The sequence below is a fragment of the Actinophytocola sp. genome (assembly GCF_036002505.1).
In the GTDB taxonomy this organism is placed as follows: domain Bacteria; phylum Actinomycetota; class Actinomycetes; order Mycobacteriales; family Pseudonocardiaceae; genus DASYTH01.
Window position 1 is genome coordinate 1 of the sequence record NZ_DASYTH010000293.1, and the last position, 19001, is coordinate 19001.

Consider the following 19001-nt stretch of genomic DNA (forward strand, 5'->3'; position numbering starts at 1 on the left):
TGTGGTCATGATTCTTTGGCGCGACGCCCCCCCCCCGCCCACCGGCACCCCCGAAACAAAACCGGCCCCGACGAGCGCCACGGCGGCGCCACAGGCGGCGCCGTAGCGCTTCCTTTGTCTTTCCCTCTCCTAAAATTTTTAATGTTTTAGAAGGCAACCATCACCCGCCAAGAGCGGGAGAAATCACCTCGCCCCGAGCCCAGGGCCGTTTCAAGATCGTTTAAGCAGCGGCTCAGCACGTACTACCCAAGGCCGATGGTGTGCCGGTGGTGCGGAACCTCGGCGATACCTTAGTGTCCATTGTGGAGTGGATGCGAGGAAGGGGGCCTTCCTCACGCCCAGCGTGACAAAGGCCCCCTTCATCGCACGACAGCGGAGCCCCTGGAGTTGCTGGCGTCACCACGGTCCCATCAGCAACAACAACCACTCAGGTGATCTTGAAACAGCCGCGGCCCCGAGCCCACCCGCCAACAACTCCGCCAAGTGCACCGCCGGACGCCCAGGCACCCCATGCTCCACCTGCGTCCGACAACTAACCCATCCGCCAGCACCCGTAGTCCCCTCCCCACCTCCCTCACCGCCGGAAACAAGGCATCCTCCGCACACGCCATCGACACTGCATAATGCTCACGCTCGAACCCGAAATTCCCCGCCGGCCCACATTCACGCTCCACCGGTGTACCGTCCCTCAACTGCGGCCGCAGCACGGAAAACGTCCGGCGCAGCACCCGCTCGGCGACCCCGAGCTGGCCGGTGGAGATCCAGGTCAACCCGCAACATGCCGGCGACAGCGGCACATCGACGGCGCCGCCGGAACCCACGAGCTGAACCGCTCGGCCGCGAACGCCGGGAGCTCCCGCTCGGGCGCGACGCCCCCGGCCGCTTTCACGATCCGGACGGAGAACCGGCACCGGGCCACGGCGTTGACCGCCCGCGGCGCACGGAGGCGAGCATGGCCAGAGCGGCAACCGCGTCCAGCAGACCGCCGACCCACCGACCGGCGAGGCAACCTCTGGAGACCCACCCTTCAGTGCGGCGGGCGCTTTGTTTCATCTCCGTCATCGGATATCTCTTCGAGGTATGGTCGCGTACGGAGCCATGGCGGCGACCCTGCCGATCGAGACTCAGGACTTTCCTCACGGGCAAGGATTTCAGCCACTGAGATAGTGCTGCGTGCATGAGTCGACCTGCGTACAGCCGCGGGCTTGACGGCGGGGGTCGGCACAGAAGTCGGCATGCGAGGTCGTATGGATAACGCAAGAAATCCAGAGATGGCTGCTGCCAGCCCAATGATCAGAGCAGTGATAACCAAGCCCAGACGGTTGACAGCTGCGACGAAGAATATACTAACGGTAGCCATACCTACGGCCAGAATAGTGAACAGAAGGGCTGTTAGACGCCAGGTCCGGTGCCAACCATCGCCGTGGTCGCTGACCAGATCGACGAGAATAGGTCTCAACGACCCAGATGGTTGGGCCCGCACCGGCCTGCCGCCCGCCGGCGGTCCCACGGCCGGGGATGTCTCAGGATCCGAGATGTCGACTGGTTGATCAATTGGTGGGTCAGCCTCGTCCGCCATCACCGGCAAGAGCCTTGGCTCAGTATTCTCCGCAGGTACAGCGGGTGCGGTCTTGGCTTCTAACAGTTTGCTCCACAGGCGCATAACCCCTTCGACCTGATGAGGGTGCAGCCCACAGGCTTCCACGAACGCACAGACCTGGCTCCGCTTTGTGGGCAGGGTGGTTCGATTCTTGTCGACGAGACTGTAAGCCTGGGATCGAGGAATCTTGGCTTTCGTCGCGATCTGCCCGCACGTTAGGCCGGCTCGTGCCCGAATCCGGTTGAGTAGTTGGGCGAACTCGGCTGGCGTGCGGGCCAGCAGTTCGGCGTCTTCGAGTTCCAAATAGGACCGCTCCCGTGGGGATTCCTCAAGTTGTGTTCGTGGTCGGCCCGGAGCCGACTGCGCATGCATGATCTGGTTGCGGGCCACGGACCAACGTCGCCTGATATGAGCTTGTCTGGCCGGGGATGCGCCACACGCCGCGAGGATCTCGTGGTAGACCTCCCACGGAAGTAGGCTCTCCCCGGTAATCGCTCTGCGGACCGCGGAGGGTGGCAGGTTCACCCAGGTAGCGAGGCTCTGCATGGTGTGCCCGCCACGAGCCATCTCCACCTGGAGAAGGTCACGAAACGCCTGTACCACCCATACAGATGCCGCCGGATCAGCTGACGGGACCTGGGCAAAAGCGGGCTGACTCATCGCACCTTCCCGCTGACCATGATGCCGGCTCCGAACTCGAGGGCCATCAGGTATCGGACCATGGTCGGTGGCGTCATCGACACCACGAGTGAAGCGCCCGCGGTCACCACAGCCGCATAGGGGGCGAACCCGCGGTAGATCATCCAACTTACGAACACGTACACCACGACGATCACGATGCTCTGCTGGGTCTTCACCGACTCAGCTTGGAAGGACTCGCCGGCGACATGCGCGCACGGCGACAGTGGGTGCATGGGAACTCCCTGAGCTAAGAGCCGGGCGGCCCCGCCAGTCTGGCACTGGAAAAAAGGGGCCACGACGGTCTTGGTTGGTGCAGCCGAGGCTGTAGGGCTTGCCGAGCTCGTTCGGCTGGTATCCGAGTAGAGCGCGACGACCGAGAGGGGTCACCTAGGTCGAGGCAAATCCAACCACGGGCCGTCACAACGAAGCGACGGACACGGCCGCTTTGCCGTCCACGTCCTTAGATTGGCCAGTCTGGCGATGTCCAAGATTGTCTGAGTCACTGCGTCCATCGGCTTCTGAATGAGCTGGCCCCCCGACCGTATTTGGCCTGCGTGAGCTGGCGGCAAGCGCATTTGCCCTGGTAAGGGCCTATCCAGAAGTGTCCAATGCGCCCCATGACCGTCACGGGAGCTGATAACGTCAAGTTGTTCCCGGGCAGACGCCAGGAACGACCCTGCGCATGCTGATGGTGCAGCCGAGCACGGGGTCATCGATGGAACAACTCGCTGGTATCGGGTTGACCCGTCACCAATGGCCCCGGAGATGATCATCTCCGGGGCCATGTCGTCGGTTCCCTGCAGACAGAACCACGCTCGAAGTAGTGAATCCGCTACTCTGCGCCAGAACGGACCGCGCAGCATTACTCCGAAGATGCGCCATCGTGATACTGCCGAAGCGCAATCCGAGAGGTACGTCGCGTGACAACCCGCTCGAGAGATCATGACTCCGGCGCGGTCTGCGTTCGGGCCAGCGATACCGCTTAGGGTGCCGTCGCTTGTTGCCATCGGCTCACGCGATTAAGTTGAGCTGATCAGACTCAACTTTCTTGCCACCTGCAATCTGACCGGCTAGCCTCGGCGCGGTGAGGGGGAGGACGGACCGCGAGAGCCGGCGCAATGCGCGGATCTACCTGGTCGGGCTGGGGGCGTCGGCCTTGGGCGACAGCGCGATGTCGCTGGTCGCGGGCATCTGGGTGAAGACGCTGACCGGCAGCAGCAGCGCGGCCGCGATCACGTCGGTGTGCGTGTACGCGCCGTCCCTGCTCGGGCCGGTGGCCGGCATGGTGGCCGACCGGGTCCGGCGCCGGCCGCTGCTGGTGGCCGTGAACCTGGCGGCGGCCGCGCTGATGCTGCCGCTGCTGCTCGTCCATTCCCCCGGCCAGACCTGGCTGATCTACGTGGCGATGGCCGGCTATGGCAGCGCCGCCGCGCTCATCGACTCGGCGGAGAGCGGGCTGTTCGTGACCATGCTGCCGCTCCCACTGCGGCAGCGGATGAACGGCGTCCGCATGGCCATCGGGGAGAGCGGCAAGCTCATCGCCCCACTGCTCGGCGCCGGGCTGTACGTGCTCGCCGGTGGCGGGCTGGTCGCGGCCCTGGACGCGACCACGTTCCTGGTCGCCGGGTTCGCGTTGCTGATGCTGCGCGTCCACGAGCCGGTGCCGCAACCACCCGACCGGCACTGGCGCGAAGAACTGGTCGCCGGGTTCGCTCACATCCGGCACACCCCGCCGCTCCGCACGATCATGATCGCCGGCGCGCTGGCCATGGCCATCACCGGGGCGGCCGAGGCCGGCAAGTACGGCCTGGTGGACGCCCTGCACCGGCCGCCGAGCTTCCTCGGCCTGATCACCGGCGCGCTCGGCGCCGGGTCGATCATCGCCGGGCTGGTGAGCGGATCACTGATCCGACGCGTCGGCGAGCGCCGGCTGGTCCTGCTCGGCCTGCTGAACAGCGTGGCCGGCACGGTGCTGCGGATGATCCCCACCGTCCCGACGGCGCTCCTGGGCGGGTTCGTGTTGGGGTTCGCCCTGCCCTGGACGATCGTAGGGGTGATCAACCTGACGCAGCGCAAGACCCCGGACGCGCTGCAGGGCCGGGTGGCCGCCGCGGTCACCCTGGCGCTCTTCGCCCCGTTACCGCTGACCCAGGCCGCCGGCGCGCTGGCGATCGCACACCTGGACTACCGGGTCCTGTACGGAATCACCGCGCTCGCCACGCTGAGCACGGCTATTTGGCTTGCGCGGCGGGGTTAGTTTGGCCCGGTGATCTCCCGTTCCACCGTGGTAGCCCGGCTGCGGGCCGCCGGCTGCGTCTTCGCCGAGGACGAGGCGCGGCTGCTCATCGGAGCCGCCAGCACGCCCGAGGACCTCACCGCCCTGGTGGACCGCCGCGTCGCCGGCCTTCCCTTGGAGCACGTTCTCGGTTGGGCCGAGTTCTGCGGCCTGCGCATCGCCGTGGACCCCGGGGTCTTCGTTCCCAGGCGACGCACGGAGTTCCTGGCCCGCCAGGCCATCAAACGGACGAAACCCGGCGCCGTCGTGGTCGAGCTCTGCTGCGGCTCCGGCGCCGTCGGCGCGGCCATCCTGTCCACAGTGGACGACGTGGAACTGCACGCCGTGGACATCGAGCCCACCGCCGTCGCCTGCGCCCGCCGCAACCTGCCGAACTCCCAGGTCTACCAAGGAGACCTCTACCAGCCGCTGCCCGAAACCCTGCACGGCCGCGTCGACACCATCGTTGCCAACGCCCCCTACGTGCCCACCGGCGAGATCGCCCTCATGCCTCCCGAGGCTCGCCTCTACGAACCGCGGGTCGCCCTGGACGGCGGCGCCGATGGTCTCGACATCGCCCGCCGGGTCATCGCCGCCGCTCCGGAATGGCTCGTCCACGGCGGTCACGTTCTGGTGGAAACCAGTGAGCGCCAAGCACCCCACCTGGTCGAGGGGGCATCGGGTCTCAAAACCCGAGTCCTTCATTCGGGAAAACTTGGCGCTACGGTCGTCGTCGCTTCTCGGTAGGATGCGTTCAGAATCTCGACCTGCCTTCGGGATCTCGAACAGGAGCGCGCCATGCGTCGACGCACCGCCCTGACCCTGTCCTTCCTGCTCGCCGCGGCGAGCGTCAGCGTGCCGCTGCCCGCGCAGGCGGCCACCACGATCACCATCGACGGCAATGCGGCCGGCCGGACGTTGGACGGGATCGGCGCGGTGAGCGGCGGCGGCGGCAACAGCCGGCTGCTCATGGACTATCCGGAGCCGCAGCGCACGCAGATCCTGGACTACCTGTTCCGGCCGAACTTCGGTGCGGCCATGCAGCTGCTCAAGGTGGAGATCGGCGGGGACACCTACTCCACCAGTGGCGCCGAGCCGAGCCACAAGCACTCGGCCACGGATCTGGACTGCAACCGCGGCTACGAATGGTGGCTCATGGAGCAGGCCAAGGCCCGCAACCCGAACATCCGGCTGGCGGGACTCTCCTGGGGCGCGCCGGGCTGGATCGGCAACGGCACGTTCTTCTCCACCGACATGATCAATTATCTGATCGCGTGGCTGACCTGCGCGCGCGACGCCCACGGCCTGACCATCGACTACCTCGGCGGCTGGAACGAGCGCGGCCGGAACCTCACCTGGTACGTCAACCTGAACAACGCCTTGGACGCCAACGGCTTCGGCAACGTCAAGATCGTCGCCTCGGACGACTCGAGCGGCTGGTCGGTCGCCGACGACGCGGTCAACAACACCGCGTTCCGCAACGCGGTGGACGTCCTCGGCGTGCACTATGTCTGCGGCTACCGCAGCGCGCAGACCAACTGCCCCAGCTCGGCCAACGCACTGGCCACCGGGAAAACCTTGTGGGCCAGCGAGAACGGCTCGGACGACTACAACGCCGGGGCGCAGGCGCTGGCCCGCGGCATCAACCGGGACTACCTCGACGGCCGGATGACCGCGTACATCAACTGGCCGGTGATCGCCTCGGTGACCCCGAACCTGCCGTTCCCCACGATGGGTGTCGCGCTCGCGCCGCAGCCCTGGTCCGGCTTCTACGCGGTCGGCCGCAACGCCTGGGTCATGGCCCAGACCACCCAGTTCACCGCGCCCGGCTGGCGCTACCTCGACTCGGCCAGCGGGTTCCTCAGCAACAACCGCAACATCGGCAGCTACGTGACGCTCCGCTCGAACACCACCAACCAGTGGAGCACGGTCATCGAGACCACCCAGGCGACTGCGGCCGAGCCGTTCACGTTCACCGTCACCGGCGGCCTCGCCACCGGCGCGGTCCGGGTCTGGTCCACCAACCTCAACACCCTGACCCCGGCCGACGACCTGGTGCGCGGCGCGGACCTCACCCCGTCCGGCTCCACCTACACGATCACCCTGCAACCCGGCCGGGTCTACACGCTGACCACCACGACCGGCGGCGGCAAGGGCACCGCGACCGGCCCGGCGCAGGCCCCGTTCGCCTTGCCCTACAACGACAACTACGACTCCTACGCGGCCGGCCGGGAAGCCAGGTACCTGTCCGACCTGCAGGGCTCCTTCGAGGTCAGCAACTGCGCCGCCGGCCGGGCCGGCCGTTGCGTTCGGCAGATGGCCCCACGCGCACCCATCACCTGGGCGCCGCTCTCCGATGCGTACACCCTGATCGGCGACACCAACTGGGCCAACTACACGGTGTCCACCGACGTGCTGTTGGAGTCCGCCGGCTTTGTCGAGCTGATCGGCCGCGCCGGCACCCAGGCCGCGTTCAACCCGCCCGGCCTCAACGCCTACCGGCTCCGGATCAGCAACACCGGCGCCTGGTCGATCCGCCGCACCAACACCTCGGCGACCGTGACCACCCTCGCCAGCGGCACCGCGGCCGCGCCCGGAACCAACACCTGGCACACGATCTCGTTGGCGTTCAACGGAAACAGCATCACCGCCCGGCTCGACGGCGCCACCCTCGGCACGGTCACCGACGGCACCTTCCCGATCGGCCAGGCCGGCTTCGCCTCCGGTTGGAACTACCACGTGCAGTTCGACAACCTCGCCATCACCGGCCAGACCCCGCCGCCGAGCACCATCAGTCCACTGTGGAACGTCGGGGCCAACCGGTGCCTGGACGTCAGCGGCGCGAGCCAGGCCAACGGCGCCCAGCTGATCATCTGGGACTGCAACGGCGGCAACAACGAGCAGTGGACCGGCACCGCGGCCGGTGAACTGCGGGTCTACGGCACCAAGTGCCTCGACGCGCTCAACCAGGCGGCCACCCCGGGCTCCCCGGTCAGCATCTGGGACTGCAACGGCGGCGCCAACCAGCGCTGGACACTGAACGCGAACGGCACCGTGGTCGGCGCCCAGTCCAACCTGTGCCTGGCCCCCAACGGCGGCGGCACCGCCAACAACACCCCCATCGTGCTCGCCACCTGCTCCACCGCCACCACCCTGCAGTGGGCCCGGCTGTAAGAATCACCGGATGGAGGTCAACGGAACCGTCGGCCGCGGTTTCGAAGCGGTGGCCGAGGCGTTCGCGGCCAACTTCGAGACCCACGGTGAGATCGGTGCGGCCGTGTGCGTGTACCGGCACGGCCGCGCGGTGGTGGACATCTGGGCCGGGCTCGCGGACCGCGACACCGGCCGGCCCTGGGAGTCCGACACCCCGGTGCTGACCTTCTCCAGCACCAAGGGGTTCACCGCGGCGTGCGTGCACCTGCTGGTGGAGCGGGGACTGCTCGACATCGACGCGCCGGTCGCCGAGTACTGGCCGGAGTTCGCCGCGCAGGGCAAGGCGGACGTCCCGGTGCGGTGGGCGCTGTGCCACAGGGCCGGGGTGCCGGCGATCGACGCCCCGCTGACCCTGGCGGAGGTGCTGGCCTGGGACCCGGTCGTTGCCGCGGTGGCCGCACAGTGCCCGGAATGGCCGCCCGGCACGGATCACGGTTACCACGCCCGGACGTTCGGCTGGATGACCGGCGAGCTGGTCCGCCGGACCACCGGGGTCTCGCTGGGGCGGTTCCTCGCCACCGAGATCACCGGCCCGCTCGGCCTGGACTTCTGGGTCGGCCTCCCAGCTGAGATCGAGGCCCGGGTGGCCCCGCTCTACCCGCCCGGCCAGCAGCCCATCGATCCCCGCTCGCTGCTCGGCCGCGTCATGTTCGGCCCGTCGAACCTGTTCGCCCGCAACGACATCTGGAACCGCCCCGAGCTGCACGCCGCGGAGTTCCCGTCCTCCAACGGCATCGGCACCGCCCACGCCCTCGCCCGGCACTACGCCGCGCTCATCGGCGAGGTCGACGGCATCCGCACCCTGCGACCGGAAACCGTCGCCGCGGCCACGAAGGTTCAGGCCGACGGTCAGGACCGGGTCCTCGGCATCCCGACCCGGTTCGCCCTCGGCTTCATGCTCGACACCGGCGGCGGCCCGAACTCCTTCGGCCATGCCGGCAGCGGCGGCTCGCTGGGCCTCGCCGACCCGGACGCCGGCATCGGCTTCGGCTACGTCATGAACCGCATGATCGGCACCGGCCCGGACGACGGCCGCGCCGCCCGCCTGGTCGAAGCCCTCTATCGCTGCCTCTAGCGCAGGTTCTCCAGCATGCGGTTCAGCAAGCCGTTGAGCTGCTTGATCTCCGGGGCGTTGAACCCGTCGAGCAGCCGCGTGGTGACCCGGCCGAAGCAGGGCGCGATCTGGGGCACGAGCGCGTGGCCATCGGGCGTGAGCTCGACGACCACCGCGCGCCGGTCTTTCGGATGCGGACCTCGGGTGAGAAGTCCCTTGCTCTCCAGGCGATCCAGCAGCCGGGTCATGCCGGCGGTGTCGGTGCCCACCTCGGCGGCCAGCTCGTTGGGCCGGCTCGCCGCCGGCGCGGCGTACAGGATCAGTGCGGCCTGCTGCGCGGTGACGCCGAGCGGGGCGAGTTCGCGCTCCACGGCCGTGGTGAGCTCCCGGGAGACCTTGCTGAGTAGCGATCCACCGCCGAGGACGAGCCCGATGGGCACGCGTGTGTTCATGGGCGAAGGATAGCTGACCAGACAGTTGCTGCCATGACAGCTATCAGATATGGTCACCGCCATGACATCCACACGACAAGGAGAGCGTCCGCATGTCCTGATCATCGGCGCCGGGATCGGCGGATTGTGCCTGGCTCAGGGCCTGGTGAACAAAGGAATCACCGCTGCCGTCTACGAGCGTGGCCCGGGCGCGACGTTTCGCGGCCAGGGCACCCGCCTCTCGTTGAAACAGCCGGGCACGGACGCGCTCCGGGCCTGCCTGCCGCCGCACCTGATGGAGCTGTGCGTGGCCACGTCCATTCGGCCGGCCACCCGGATGATCTTCATGGACCACCGGCTGAACCCGATGTTCGCCAAACCCATCCCGCCGTCCACACCGGAATCCGGGTTCGGTGTGAACCGGCTCACTATTCGGGAGATCCTGCTCGCCGGGCTGGACCGCATCGTGCACTTCGGCAAAGCCTTCACCAGCTTCGAGCAAAGCGACGGCACGGTCCGGGCGCATTTTTCCGATGGCACGGCCGCGGACGGAGATCTCCTGGTCGGCGCGGACGGCACCGACTCCGCGGTACGCCGGCAGCTCCTGCCGGACGCGGGAATGGACAGCCTGCACTGGTCGATCTGGGGACGCACCCCCATTGTCCCCGGCCTCGACATCCCCGAGGAGCTCATCGACTCGTTCAATCGCGTCACCGGCCCCGACGACGTCGCGTTGAGCGTCGCCACCTGCCGCACCCGCGAACCGGTATCCGCGGCGGCCGCCCGGATCTCACCCGGCACCGCACTGACGCCGATACCCGACTACTTCTCCTGGATGGTCTCGCTGCCTGACGAGTTCCGCGACGCCGGCGCGGCCACGCTGCACCGGCTGGCCAGCGACCGCGTCCGGGAATGGCACCCGGGCGTCCGGCGCATTCTCGAGACCGCCGACGTCGGGGCGACCTTTCCGGTGAACATCCGGTCCGCCCGGGCCGTGGAACCCTGGCCCGCCAGCAACGTCACCCTGCTCGGCGACGCCATCCACACCATGTCACCGGGCCGGGGCGAGGGCGCCAACACCGCGCTGCGGGACGCCCACCTGCTCCGCGACATCCTCGCCGTCGCGACCGACCCCGCCGAGGCCGTCGCCCGTTACGAAACGGAGATGCTCCGTTACGGCTTCGCCGCCGTCGCCCAATCCCGCACGGCCCCGTTCGCCCCCGTCAAAACGCCGAAGGGCGCGATGTTACATTTCCGCCGAAGCGAATATCACATCGCGCCCTGGTGAGCGCCGGGTCAGGCCGAGAAAGACGGTTGCTTGGCCTTGCCCCGACCCCGCTTGCCCTTGGCCTGGGCCGCGTCGAACGCCTCGATGACGTGCGACGGGATACGGCCGCGGTCGGCCAGGTCGAAGCCGTTGTTGCGAGCCCAGTCACGGACGGCTTTGGTTTGTTCACGGCTCGCCGCCGGGCGGGACGCGGTGGTCCGGGGGCCACCGGCGTTTCGCTTGATCCGGCCGCCTACCCGCCGGGCGGCGGTGACGTACTCGTCAAGAGTGTTGCGCAGGTACTCGGCATTGCTCTCGCTCAGATCGATCTCGTAGTCCGCGCCGTCGAGCGAGAAGCTCACGGTGCTGATGTCGTCTGATGCGCTGCCGTCCAGGTCGTCCACCAGCTCGACAATCACTTTCTGGGCCATGTTCTCCTACCTCGGTCTGCCTGAGATGCCATTCTGTGTGATCTGGTCGCCAGCACGCCGGTGGAGTACGGCGTGCTGACGCGAGGATACATCAATTCCACGAGCCCACAATCGGGCGGGTATAGAATTCCGTGAACGCACTCCACAGTGGACTACGCAGGTAGCGTGTGAGGCAGCTCTCAGTCTGCAAGTTGCATGCGTTGATTGTCGCGCGAAGTGTTCCGGGATTATTGAGGCCATCACCGCGCCGGGGACCGCGATCGCCGGAAATGACTATCAACGGCCCCAAATGAGGCGCCGGCCGGCAGCCGGCCACCGGCCGGCGCTCACGAACCCCCACCGTCGAACCGGCATCATGTATCTGGCGGGCGGTTGGCGCCCCTTAGATACAGTGAGTGTGGAGGCGCCCATGAATGCCGAACCGGCGCCCGGTGCGGACATCCGGGCGCAGCGGACCGCGCGCCTGGCCGCCTGCCTGGCGCGCGCGGCGGACGGCGAGCTGGGCGCGCTGGACGAGGTCGTCGCGGAGCTGAACCCGTTGCTGTGGCACGTGGCGCGGTCCCAAGGGCTGGGCGACGAGGATGCCGCCGACGTGGTTCAGACCACCTGGTTGGAGCTGGTGCGGCAGGTGCACACCATCCGGTCCCCGCTGGCGCTCACCGGGTGGCTGGTCAGCGCCACCAAGCGGGAGGCATGGCGGGTCAACGCCCGGCGGCGCAAGCAGATCGGGCCGGGGGTCGACGTGCTGGCCGACTCGCCGGACGCGGCGGCGGGCCCGGCCGAGCAGGTGCTCACCAACGAGCGGGACCGCACCCTGTGGCGGCATTTCGCCCAGCTCAACGAGCGCTGCCGGGTCCTGCTCCGGGTGGTCGCGCAGGTCGGCCGGCCGGATTACACGGAAATCGCGGACGCGCTGGACATGCCGCGGGGCAGCATCGGGCCCACCCGCGGCCGCTGCCTGGCCAAGCTCCGCGGCCTGCTGCTGTCGGATCCGGCGTGGAGCACGGAATGAGCGCCATCGACCCCGACGCTCCGTTGGACGAGCTCGACGAGCGGATCCTGGCGCAGGTGCGCGCCGTGCACGACGAGTTCGACCCGCCGCCGCCGGACCTCAACGAGCGGGTGTGCTTCGCGATCAGCCTGGAGAACCTGGACATCGAGGTGTCCCGGCTGTACGAGGACACCCGGATGGCCGCCGGGGCGCGGGCCCCGGAGAAGATCCGGGCGGTCACCTTCGAGACGGACAGCCTGACGATCATGGTCACCATCACCGTCGGCCCGTCCGACGACGTGCTGCGGGTGGAGGGCTGGCTCGCCCCCGCGGCGCCGCTGCGCGTGGAGCTGCGCATGCCCGACGAGGCCGGTGACCGCCGCGGCCGCTCCCTGTTCGTCACCGCCGAGGACAACGGCCGCTTCGTGTTCGGCGGCGTCCCGCCGGGCCTGGCCCAGCTCACCATCCACCGTGACCCGGACACCGACGGCCCCGGCGCCGTGGTGACCTCCCCCCTCATGCTCTAAAACCACGCGAGTCCCCGGTTCCAGCACGCGAGTCCCCAGTTCGGAACTGGGAACTCGCGTGCCCGAGGTGGGGACTCGCGGAAATCTGGCACGATTTGCGGGTGCCCGCTTCCCCTTCGTTGGACGGGTCGCCGGCTGATCGGGCGGCGGCCGCGCTGGATCTGGTGGGGCGGGACCCCCGGAAAGCCCTGAGCGAGGCCGACGCGGCGGTGGCCGGTGCGCAGGGCGACGTGGCCGCCGCGTCCCTGGCCCACCGCGCGGCCGGGCTGGCCCTGAGGGAGCTGGGTGACCTGGCGATGGCGGAGTCCCGGGCCCGCATCGGGGTGCGGGTGGCGGCCCGCCGCGGCGCCATCCAGGCCGCCGCCGAAGCCCGGATGAGCCTCGCGTTCATCCTGCTCGACCGCGGGCGGATCCGGGCGGCGCTGACCGAGGCGGACCGCGCGGCCGCCGGGCTGACCGGACTTCCGGCCGTCCGCCTGGCCTGCCAGCGCGCGCTGATCCTGCAGCGCGCCGGGAGACTGGACGAGGCGCTCACCGGTTACGCCTCGGCACTGCCCACCCTCCGGCGCACCGGCGACCTGCTCTGGCAGGCCCGAGTGCACAACAACCGCGGCCTGCTGCACACCCACCGCGGCGCGCTGGTCGCCGCCGACGCGGACTTCGTCAAGGCCAGCGCGCTGTGGCGGGAGCTCGGCAGGGACGTGCACGCCGCCGAGTCCGAGTGCAACCGCGGCAACGTGGCGGCGCTCAGCGGTGACGCGCCGTCCGCACTGGCCAGCTACGACCGCGCCGAGACCGCGCCCGCCCTGCAGAACAAGCCGAACCCGCAGCTGCACCTCAACCGCTGCCAGGTGCTGCTGTCCGTGGGCCTGTTCGACGACGCCCGGCGCACCGCGGAACGTGCCGTGGCCGAGCTGAAAGCCGTTGGCCAGCACGCGGATCTGGCCGAGGCGCAGCTGTGGCTGGCCCAGGCGGCGGCCGCGCTCGGCTGGTCGGACGTGGCCGGCCGGGAGGCCCGCGCCGCCTACGCCGCGTTCACCCGCCAGGACCGGCCGGGCTGGGCGGCGCTGGCCCGGCTGGCGGCCCTGCGCGCGGCGGAGTCCACCGCCACGGTCCGGTCCGCCCTGGAATGCGCCCGGGATCTGGCCGCCGCGGGCTGGCGGGTGGCCGAGCTGGAGGCGACCCTGATCGCGGCCCGGGTGGCGCTGCGAACCGGCGACCTGGCCACCGCCGAGCGGGTGCTGGAGTCCGCCGGACCGGCGCGCCGCTCCGGCACGCTCGGGGTCCGGGTACGCGGCTGGCACGCGCAGGCATTGCTGCGCCAGGCCCACGGCGACCGGCGCGGCGCACTGTCGGCGTTGCGGGCCGGGCTCGCCCTGGTGGAGCAGCGGCAGGCGGTGCTGGGGGCGACCGAGCTGCGGGTGCACGTCGCCACGTTCGGCACGGAGCTGGCCAACTTCGGGCTGGACCTGGCGATCGCGGCCGGCACCCCGCGGGACATCCTGGCCTGGGCGGAACGCGCCCGGGCCCGGGCGATGCGGCTGCGCCCGGTCAAGCCGCCGGACGACGTCGAGCTCGCCGATGCGTTGGCGGAGCTGCGAAGGATCACCGCCGAAGGCACCCAGGCCCGGCTGGCCGGTGGCTCCCGGCCGCGGACGGCGCTGCGCCGGGCGGCGGAGGAACGCGTGGTACGTGCCAGCCGGGTCGCCCGCAATCCCCTGCACCAGCCCGGTGGTGCCCCGCCCAGCGCAGCCGACCTGGCCGACGCCCTCGGTGCGACGGTGCTGGTGGAGCTGATCCGGCAGGACGGCGAGCTGCTCGCGGTGACAGTGCGAAACAGCCGGTGCCGGCTGCACCGGATCGGCCAGCTCGGTCCGGTCGCCGGCGCCCTGGAAACCGCGACGTCGGCGCTGCGCACGCTCGCGCTCGACTTCGGCACGCCCCGCGGCCGCACCGCCGTGCGGCAAGCCGCCGAAAGCGCCGGGAAGGTACTCGACACGCTGCTCCTCGACCCGCTGCGGGCCGAGATCTCCGGGCGCCCCTTGGTGATCGTGCCGACCGCGGGCCTGCACGCCATGCCGTGGAGCCTGCTGCCGAGCCTGGCCGGGGTTCCGGTCCGGGTCGCCCCCTCGGCCGCCGCCTGGCTGCGCGCCGTCCGAACCCCACAGTCCACAGAGGACGGAGGTACGATTCTCGCGGCCGGGCCGGGGCTGCGGGCCGCCCAGCACGAGGTGGCCGCACTCGCCCGGCAGGACCCGTCGGCAAAGGCATTCCTCGGACCGGACGTCACGGTGCCGGCGGTGCTCACCGCGCTGGACGGCGCGGAGCTTGCCCACATCGCCGCGCACGGCCTGCTGCGCACGGACAACCCACTGCTGTCCGCGCTGGAGCTGGTGGACGGCCCGCTGACCGTCTACGACCTGGAGCGCCTCGGCCGCGCACCGGCCACCGTGATCCTGCCGGCCTGCCAGTCCGGGGTGAGTGCCGTCCGCGCCGGCGACGAGATTCTCGGCCTGGTGTCGGCGTTGCTGACCCTCGGCACCCGGACCGTGGTCGCCACCGTCACCCCGGTGTCCGATGTGGACACCGCACCGATCATGCTGGCGCTGCACGAGGAGCTCCGGAACGGCACCGCCCCGGCCGAGGCGATGGCCGCGGCCAGGGCGGTGGGGGGTCGCGGTGGCGACGGGTCGGTCGCCGCCGCCGCGAGCTTCGTGTGCTTCGGCGCCTGAGCGCTCACCAGTCGGTCGGCTCCACGGGTGGCTTGTAGATCCGGGAGTTCAGCGTCGCGCCGGGCTTCTTGGGCCACGGCTTGGGGATCTGACCGGTGAACCAGGTGGCGGCGAGCTGCCGCGCCGGGGTTCCCGGGCTGGCCGCGACCGCCTCGGCGATCGTGGCGGCCACGATCGGTGCGGCGAAGGACGTGCCGTCCCAGTCGGCCCAGCCGGCGAACGAGGTGCCGCCCTGGGGGTGCGGCCAACCGTCCACATAGGTGCTGCGGATCTTCACACCCGGGGCGTAGACGTCGGCGGCGTTGGTGCCCACGTCCTCGCCGTGGTCCCCGGCGCCCGGGGCGTACCACAGGTTCTCCGCGCCACCGCAGGAGTCGAACGCGCCCACGGCCAGCACGTCCGGCAGCGCCGCCGGCCAGAACGGGCGGTTCCAGAACGGCGAGCCGAGCTGCGCGCCGGCCGCGTTGCCGGCCGCGGCGACGATCACCTGGCCGCGGCCCACCGCGAGCGACACGGCGGCCGCCAGCAGCGGGGACGGCTTGTTGTCGACGGTGTAGCCGCCGAGCGATAGGTTCACCACCGGCGCGGTGGTCTCGGCCAGCGCCGCGGAGACCAGCGTGTCGTCGGTCTCCCCGGACGCGTGCAGCACCCGGGTCAGCTGGATGGTCAGCGTCCGCACCATCCGCACGATCAGCCCGCAGATGAACAGGCCGTGCCCGGCGCGGGCGTCCAGCTTGCCGTCCGCGGGATTCTCATCGAGCGGGTCGATGTTCGGCAGCAGCCCGCCGACCTCCTGGATGGAGCCCTTCAGCTCGGGGTGGATCCCCTGCCAGTCGGCCGGGACACCGGAGTCGAGCACGGCGACGTCGGCCACCCCGTCCCCGGTCGACTCGGCCGCCACGGCCGGGCCGGAGACCACCCTCGGGAAGCCGCCACCGCCGCCCTGATAGAAGTCCTCCGCGACCATCACGGTGTTGAGGTGCACCCCGGGGAGCTGCGCGTCGTCGCCCATCGCCACGGCGCTGACCACCGGCAGCCCGGTCCAGAGCCGGTACCCGATACCGCGCTCGGCCAGCCGGGCGTTGACGTTGCCGTAGTTCGGGGCGTTCGGGTTGCGGCGCCAGTCCCCCGCGGCGCCGCCCGGTTCGTACGGCCGGGCACCCCGGCGGCGCAGCTCCGGCTCGACGCTGGCCTGCACTCCGAGCTCGACCAGCACCTCCCCGGGCCGCACCCAGGCGCCGTTGGTTCCGGTCAGGTCGGTCACCCCGATCGCCGGTGACGTCCAATGCCTGGGCGGTTGTCTGTTCGAAATGGGCATCGTCTTACCTGGCCTCCCCGGAGGACGAATTGCACTACGTCACAAGCAAGTGCAAAGACGCATGTGCGGAATACATCGGTGCCCGTTACGTTTCCGTAACTGCCCCCGGGGAAAAGAACAAATGTTGCCCAGAGTAGGTAGATAGCTACGTCTTGCTGGCGGCAAACGTCACGTCGTAGCCGAGCGGGCGGAGCATGCCGACGAGCATGGCGCGGGTGTTGGTTTCGGCGCGTTCGATGAGGCCGGCGTGCTGGGCGGCTTCGGCGATCTTCTGCTCGCCGAGTTGGTAGAACTGGCTCTGGTCGGCCACCTCGAAAAGCGACTTGAACCGGTCCCAGATGCCCTGCCGCTGCGCGAAGAGGTAGCTGCGTTGCTGGTCCAGGTTCGGCTTGTCCAGCTGTGCCTTGGGCAGCCTGACCTCGACCTTCGTGCGGTCCGGTGACACGGTCAGCGCGTCACCGGAGAGCCCGGAGAAGTCCACGAACGCGTTGACGCTGCCGTAGGCCACGAACAGGGCGCGGCTGCCGGCCAGGAAGTCCGGCAGGAGCTTCACGTCCTTTTCCAGGTCGATGACGACCTGGAACTCGCCGGCCGCGGCGTGGTACTGGCTCAGGTCCTTGATCGACTTGAGCAGCACCGGCCCGCTGCGGTCGATCTCCTTGGTGGCGAACGGGTTGAGCTTCGGCAGGAAGCTGGTCAGCGCCATGACGGCGAGCACGAGGACGACCACGGCCATGAGCACGCCGAGGATCCGCCATAAGCGCGATCTGGTGCCGCTCTCCTGGGTCACATCCGGTCGGTTACCCGGTACACCGTGTTACAAAACTCCTACCCGGGTCGCCCGATGAGGGCCCCACCACCAGGGGGTGGCTGGGTGACGCCGATGTCCAGCAGCACCGGGCGGTCCGGCTCGGCGACGGCGTCGAGGGCCTGGTCAAGCTCGGCGAGGGTGCGGACCCGGTGGCCGCGACCGCCGAGCGACGTGGCGACGGCGGCGAGGTCCGGCCAGTCGAAGCTGGCGAGGGCGGGGTCCAGGCCCCGGCCGCGGAGGTGGACGCGTTCCGCCTCGTAGCCCCCGTCGTTGAGCACCGCGACGACGAGGCCGAGACCGAGCCGGACCGCGGTGTGGAACTCGGCGAGACCGCCCAGCATGAAGCCGCCGTCCCCGGTGACCAGCAGCGCCGGGCGGTCCGGCACCGCCAGCGCGGCGCCGATCGCGCTGCCCATGCCGAGGCCGATCGAGCCGAAGTGCGAGGTGTGCACGCAGGCGCTCGGGTGCGTCACGTGCATGAGGTTGAAGCCGAACTGGCCCCACCAGCCCCCGTCGAAGGCGAGCGTGCGGTCGGCCGGGAACGCGGCGTCCAGCCGGATCAGCGCGGTACGGATGTCCAGCGCGTCCTCGGTGCCGCGATCGGCGTACTCCGGCCAGGACGCGAGCCGGCGCGCCAGCGTGTCGGAGGCGAACCCCGACGCCGGCAGGCCGGCCTCGCCGAGCCTGCCGGCCAGCGCCTCCGCCACGATCGCGGCGTCGCCGACCACCCCGACGTCGGCCGGCGCCCACCGGTTGATCGCGGTGCGGTCGATGTCGACGTGCACGAGCCGCTTCTTGGCCAGCAGCGAGCCGCCGGCGGTGGTCCACCTGTTCAGCCCGGCGCCGAACGCGATCACGCAGTCGGCCTGGCCGGCGTGCTCCACCGCGACGTCGTTCGCGAGCGTGCCGATGATGCCGAGGTTGTGCGGCTCCCCCCGGAACAGGTCCTTCGCCGGCAGCGTGCTGCCCAGCGGTGCGCCGATCCGCCCGGCCAGGCGGACCAGCGCGGCGCGCGCGGCCGGGCTGGTCGCGCCGCGGCCGGCCAACACGAGCGGCCGGTTGGCCCCCGCGATGGCGCCGGCGGCCTGGTCGAGCGCCGACGGGTCCGCCGCGATTGCTTGCGGGGCCACGAACTTCGGCCGCGGCGGCGGGCACTCGGCCTCCTGCCACTGGAAGTCGGCCGGCACGTTGAGCACCACCGGCCGCCGCTCGAGCAGGGCACGCCGGACGGCGACGGCAAGATCCTCGGCGACCGTGCCGGGCGAACGGACCTGCTCGAACCCGGCCCCGGCGGCGGCCACCAGCTCGCGCTGCGCGAGGCTCTGCACGTTCTCCCGGTCCACGGCGGCGGTGTCCCCGGCGATCACCAGCACCGGGGTGTGCCCCCGGACCCCTTCGACGAGCGCGGTCACCGTGTTGGTCAGGCCCGGGCCGGACGTCACGGTGGCCACCCCGAGCCGCTCGCCGGCCTGCGCGAACCCGTTGGCGGCGAGCACCGCCCCGATCTCGTTGGCGAAGGCGACGTAGCGGCCGCCCGCCGCCCGCCGGAAGCTGTCCATCAGGTACAGGTTGGCGTCGCCGAGCACACCGAACACCGTGTCGACGCCGTGACCGGCCAGGGTCCGCGCGACGACCTCATGGACGTACATCCGCTACTCCCCTGGTACGTC

Annotated in this window: 14 protein-coding genes; 8 read left to right on the forward strand and 6 right to left on the reverse strand. The window is 70.2% G+C overall.

Annotation, left to right across the window (positions count from 1 at the left end):
• Positions 1 to 2256 precede the first annotated feature (2256 nt).
• Positions 2257 to 2514 (reverse strand): hypothetical protein, encoded by a 258-nt coding sequence (locus VGR06_RS25495; protein ID WP_327561651.1) that lies wholly within the window; start codon positions 2512 to 2514, stop codon positions 2257 to 2259.
• Between the two features lie 851 nt (positions 2515 to 3365).
• On the opposite strand from VGR06_RS25495, the gene VGR06_RS25500 reads away from it, so the two are divergent.
• Genes VGR06_RS25500 through VGR06_RS25515 form a run of 4 tightly spaced genes read left to right on the forward strand, consistent with a single transcriptional unit; the run spans position 3366 to position 8844 of the window.
• On the forward strand, positions 3366 to 4538 hold the full coding sequence (locus VGR06_RS25500) for an MFS transporter (RefSeq protein ID WP_327561652.1): 1173 nt from the start codon (positions 3366 to 3368) through the stop codon (positions 4536 to 4538).
• A gap of 12 nt (positions 4539 to 4550) precedes the next feature.
• A complete protein-coding gene (locus tag VGR06_RS25505; protein WP_327561707.1) occupies positions 4551 to 5303 on the forward strand; it encodes a putative protein N(5)-glutamine methyltransferase in 753 nt (250 codons plus the stop codon).
• Positions 5304 to 5354: 51 nt separating this feature from the next.
• The gene (locus tag VGR06_RS25510) at positions 5355 to 7730 is read left to right on the forward strand and encodes a ricin-type beta-trefoil lectin domain protein (RefSeq protein ID WP_327561653.1); all 2376 of its coding nucleotides are present in this window, start codon (positions 5355 to 5357) and stop codon (positions 7728 to 7730) included.
• Positions 7731 to 7740: 10 nt separating this feature from the next.
• A complete protein-coding gene (locus tag VGR06_RS25515) occupies positions 7741 to 8844 on the forward strand; it encodes a serine hydrolase domain-containing protein (protein ID WP_327561654.1) in 1104 nt (367 codons plus the stop codon).
• On the opposite strand, the gene VGR06_RS25520 is transcribed toward VGR06_RS25515, so the two are convergent.
• Positions 8841 to 9275 (reverse strand): MarR family transcriptional regulator, encoded by a 435-nt coding sequence (locus VGR06_RS25520; protein ID WP_327561655.1) that lies wholly within the window; start codon positions 9273 to 9275, stop codon positions 8841 to 8843. The two genes, VGR06_RS25515 and VGR06_RS25520, sit on opposite strands and share 4 nt — an antisense overlap.
• Before the next feature lie 61 nt (positions 9276 to 9336).
• Between VGR06_RS25520 and VGR06_RS25525 the strand changes: the two genes are divergently transcribed.
• The gene (locus VGR06_RS25525; RefSeq protein ID WP_327561656.1) at positions 9337 to 10542 is read left to right on the forward strand and encodes an NAD(P)/FAD-dependent oxidoreductase; all 1206 of its coding nucleotides are present in this window, start codon (positions 9337 to 9339) and stop codon (positions 10540 to 10542) included.
• An 8-nt stretch (positions 10543 to 10550) separates the two neighbouring features.
• On the opposite strand, the gene VGR06_RS25530 is transcribed toward VGR06_RS25525, so the two are convergent.
• Positions 10551 to 10952, reverse strand: coding sequence for an Lsr2 family protein (locus VGR06_RS25530; RefSeq protein WP_327561657.1), 402 nt, complete (start codon positions 10950 to 10952; stop codon positions 10551 to 10553).
• Positions 10953 to 11361: 409 nt separating this feature from the next.
• Here VGR06_RS25530 and VGR06_RS25535 point away from each other — a divergent pair, with 409 nt between their 5' ends.
• The 3 genes from VGR06_RS25535 to VGR06_RS25545 all read left to right on the forward strand — a co-directional run bounded on the left by VGR06_RS25535 (position 11362) and on the right by VGR06_RS25545 (position 15202).
• Complete coding sequence (locus tag VGR06_RS25535; protein WP_327561658.1) at positions 11362 to 11964, forward strand: sigma-70 family RNA polymerase sigma factor; 603 nt, start codon at positions 11362 to 11364, stop codon at positions 11962 to 11964.
• Complete coding sequence (locus tag VGR06_RS25540) at positions 11961 to 12470, forward strand: carboxypeptidase regulatory-like domain-containing protein (RefSeq protein WP_327561659.1); 510 nt, start codon at positions 11961 to 11963, stop codon at positions 12468 to 12470. Before VGR06_RS25535 ends, VGR06_RS25540 begins: the two co-directional genes overlap by 4 nt.
• A 101-nt stretch (positions 12471 to 12571) precedes the next feature.
• Positions 12572 to 15202 (forward strand): CHAT domain-containing protein, encoded by a 2631-nt coding sequence (locus VGR06_RS25545; protein ID WP_327561660.1) that lies wholly within the window; start codon positions 12572 to 12574, stop codon positions 15200 to 15202.
• Between the two features lie 4 nt (positions 15203 to 15206).
• Here VGR06_RS25545 and VGR06_RS25550 read toward each other — a convergent pair whose 3' ends face one another.
• The 3 genes from VGR06_RS25550 to VGR06_RS25560 all read right to left on the reverse strand — a co-directional run bounded on the left by VGR06_RS25550 (position 15207) and on the right by VGR06_RS25560 (position 18980).
• Positions 15207 to 16466, reverse strand: coding sequence for a S8 family serine peptidase (locus tag VGR06_RS25550; protein ID WP_327561661.1), 1260 nt, complete (start codon positions 16464 to 16466; stop codon positions 15207 to 15209).
• A 199-nt stretch (positions 16467 to 16665) separates the two neighbouring features.
• The gene (locus VGR06_RS25555; protein WP_327561662.1) at positions 16666 to 17310 is read right to left on the reverse strand and encodes a DUF4230 domain-containing protein; all 645 of its coding nucleotides are present in this window, start codon (positions 17308 to 17310) and stop codon (positions 16666 to 16668) included.
• 38 nt (positions 17311 to 17348) lie between these two features.
• A complete protein-coding gene (locus tag VGR06_RS25560; protein ID WP_327561663.1) occupies positions 17349 to 18980 on the reverse strand; it encodes a thiamine pyrophosphate-binding protein in 1632 nt (543 codons plus the stop codon).
• Positions 18981 to 19001: the final 21 nt, after the last annotated feature.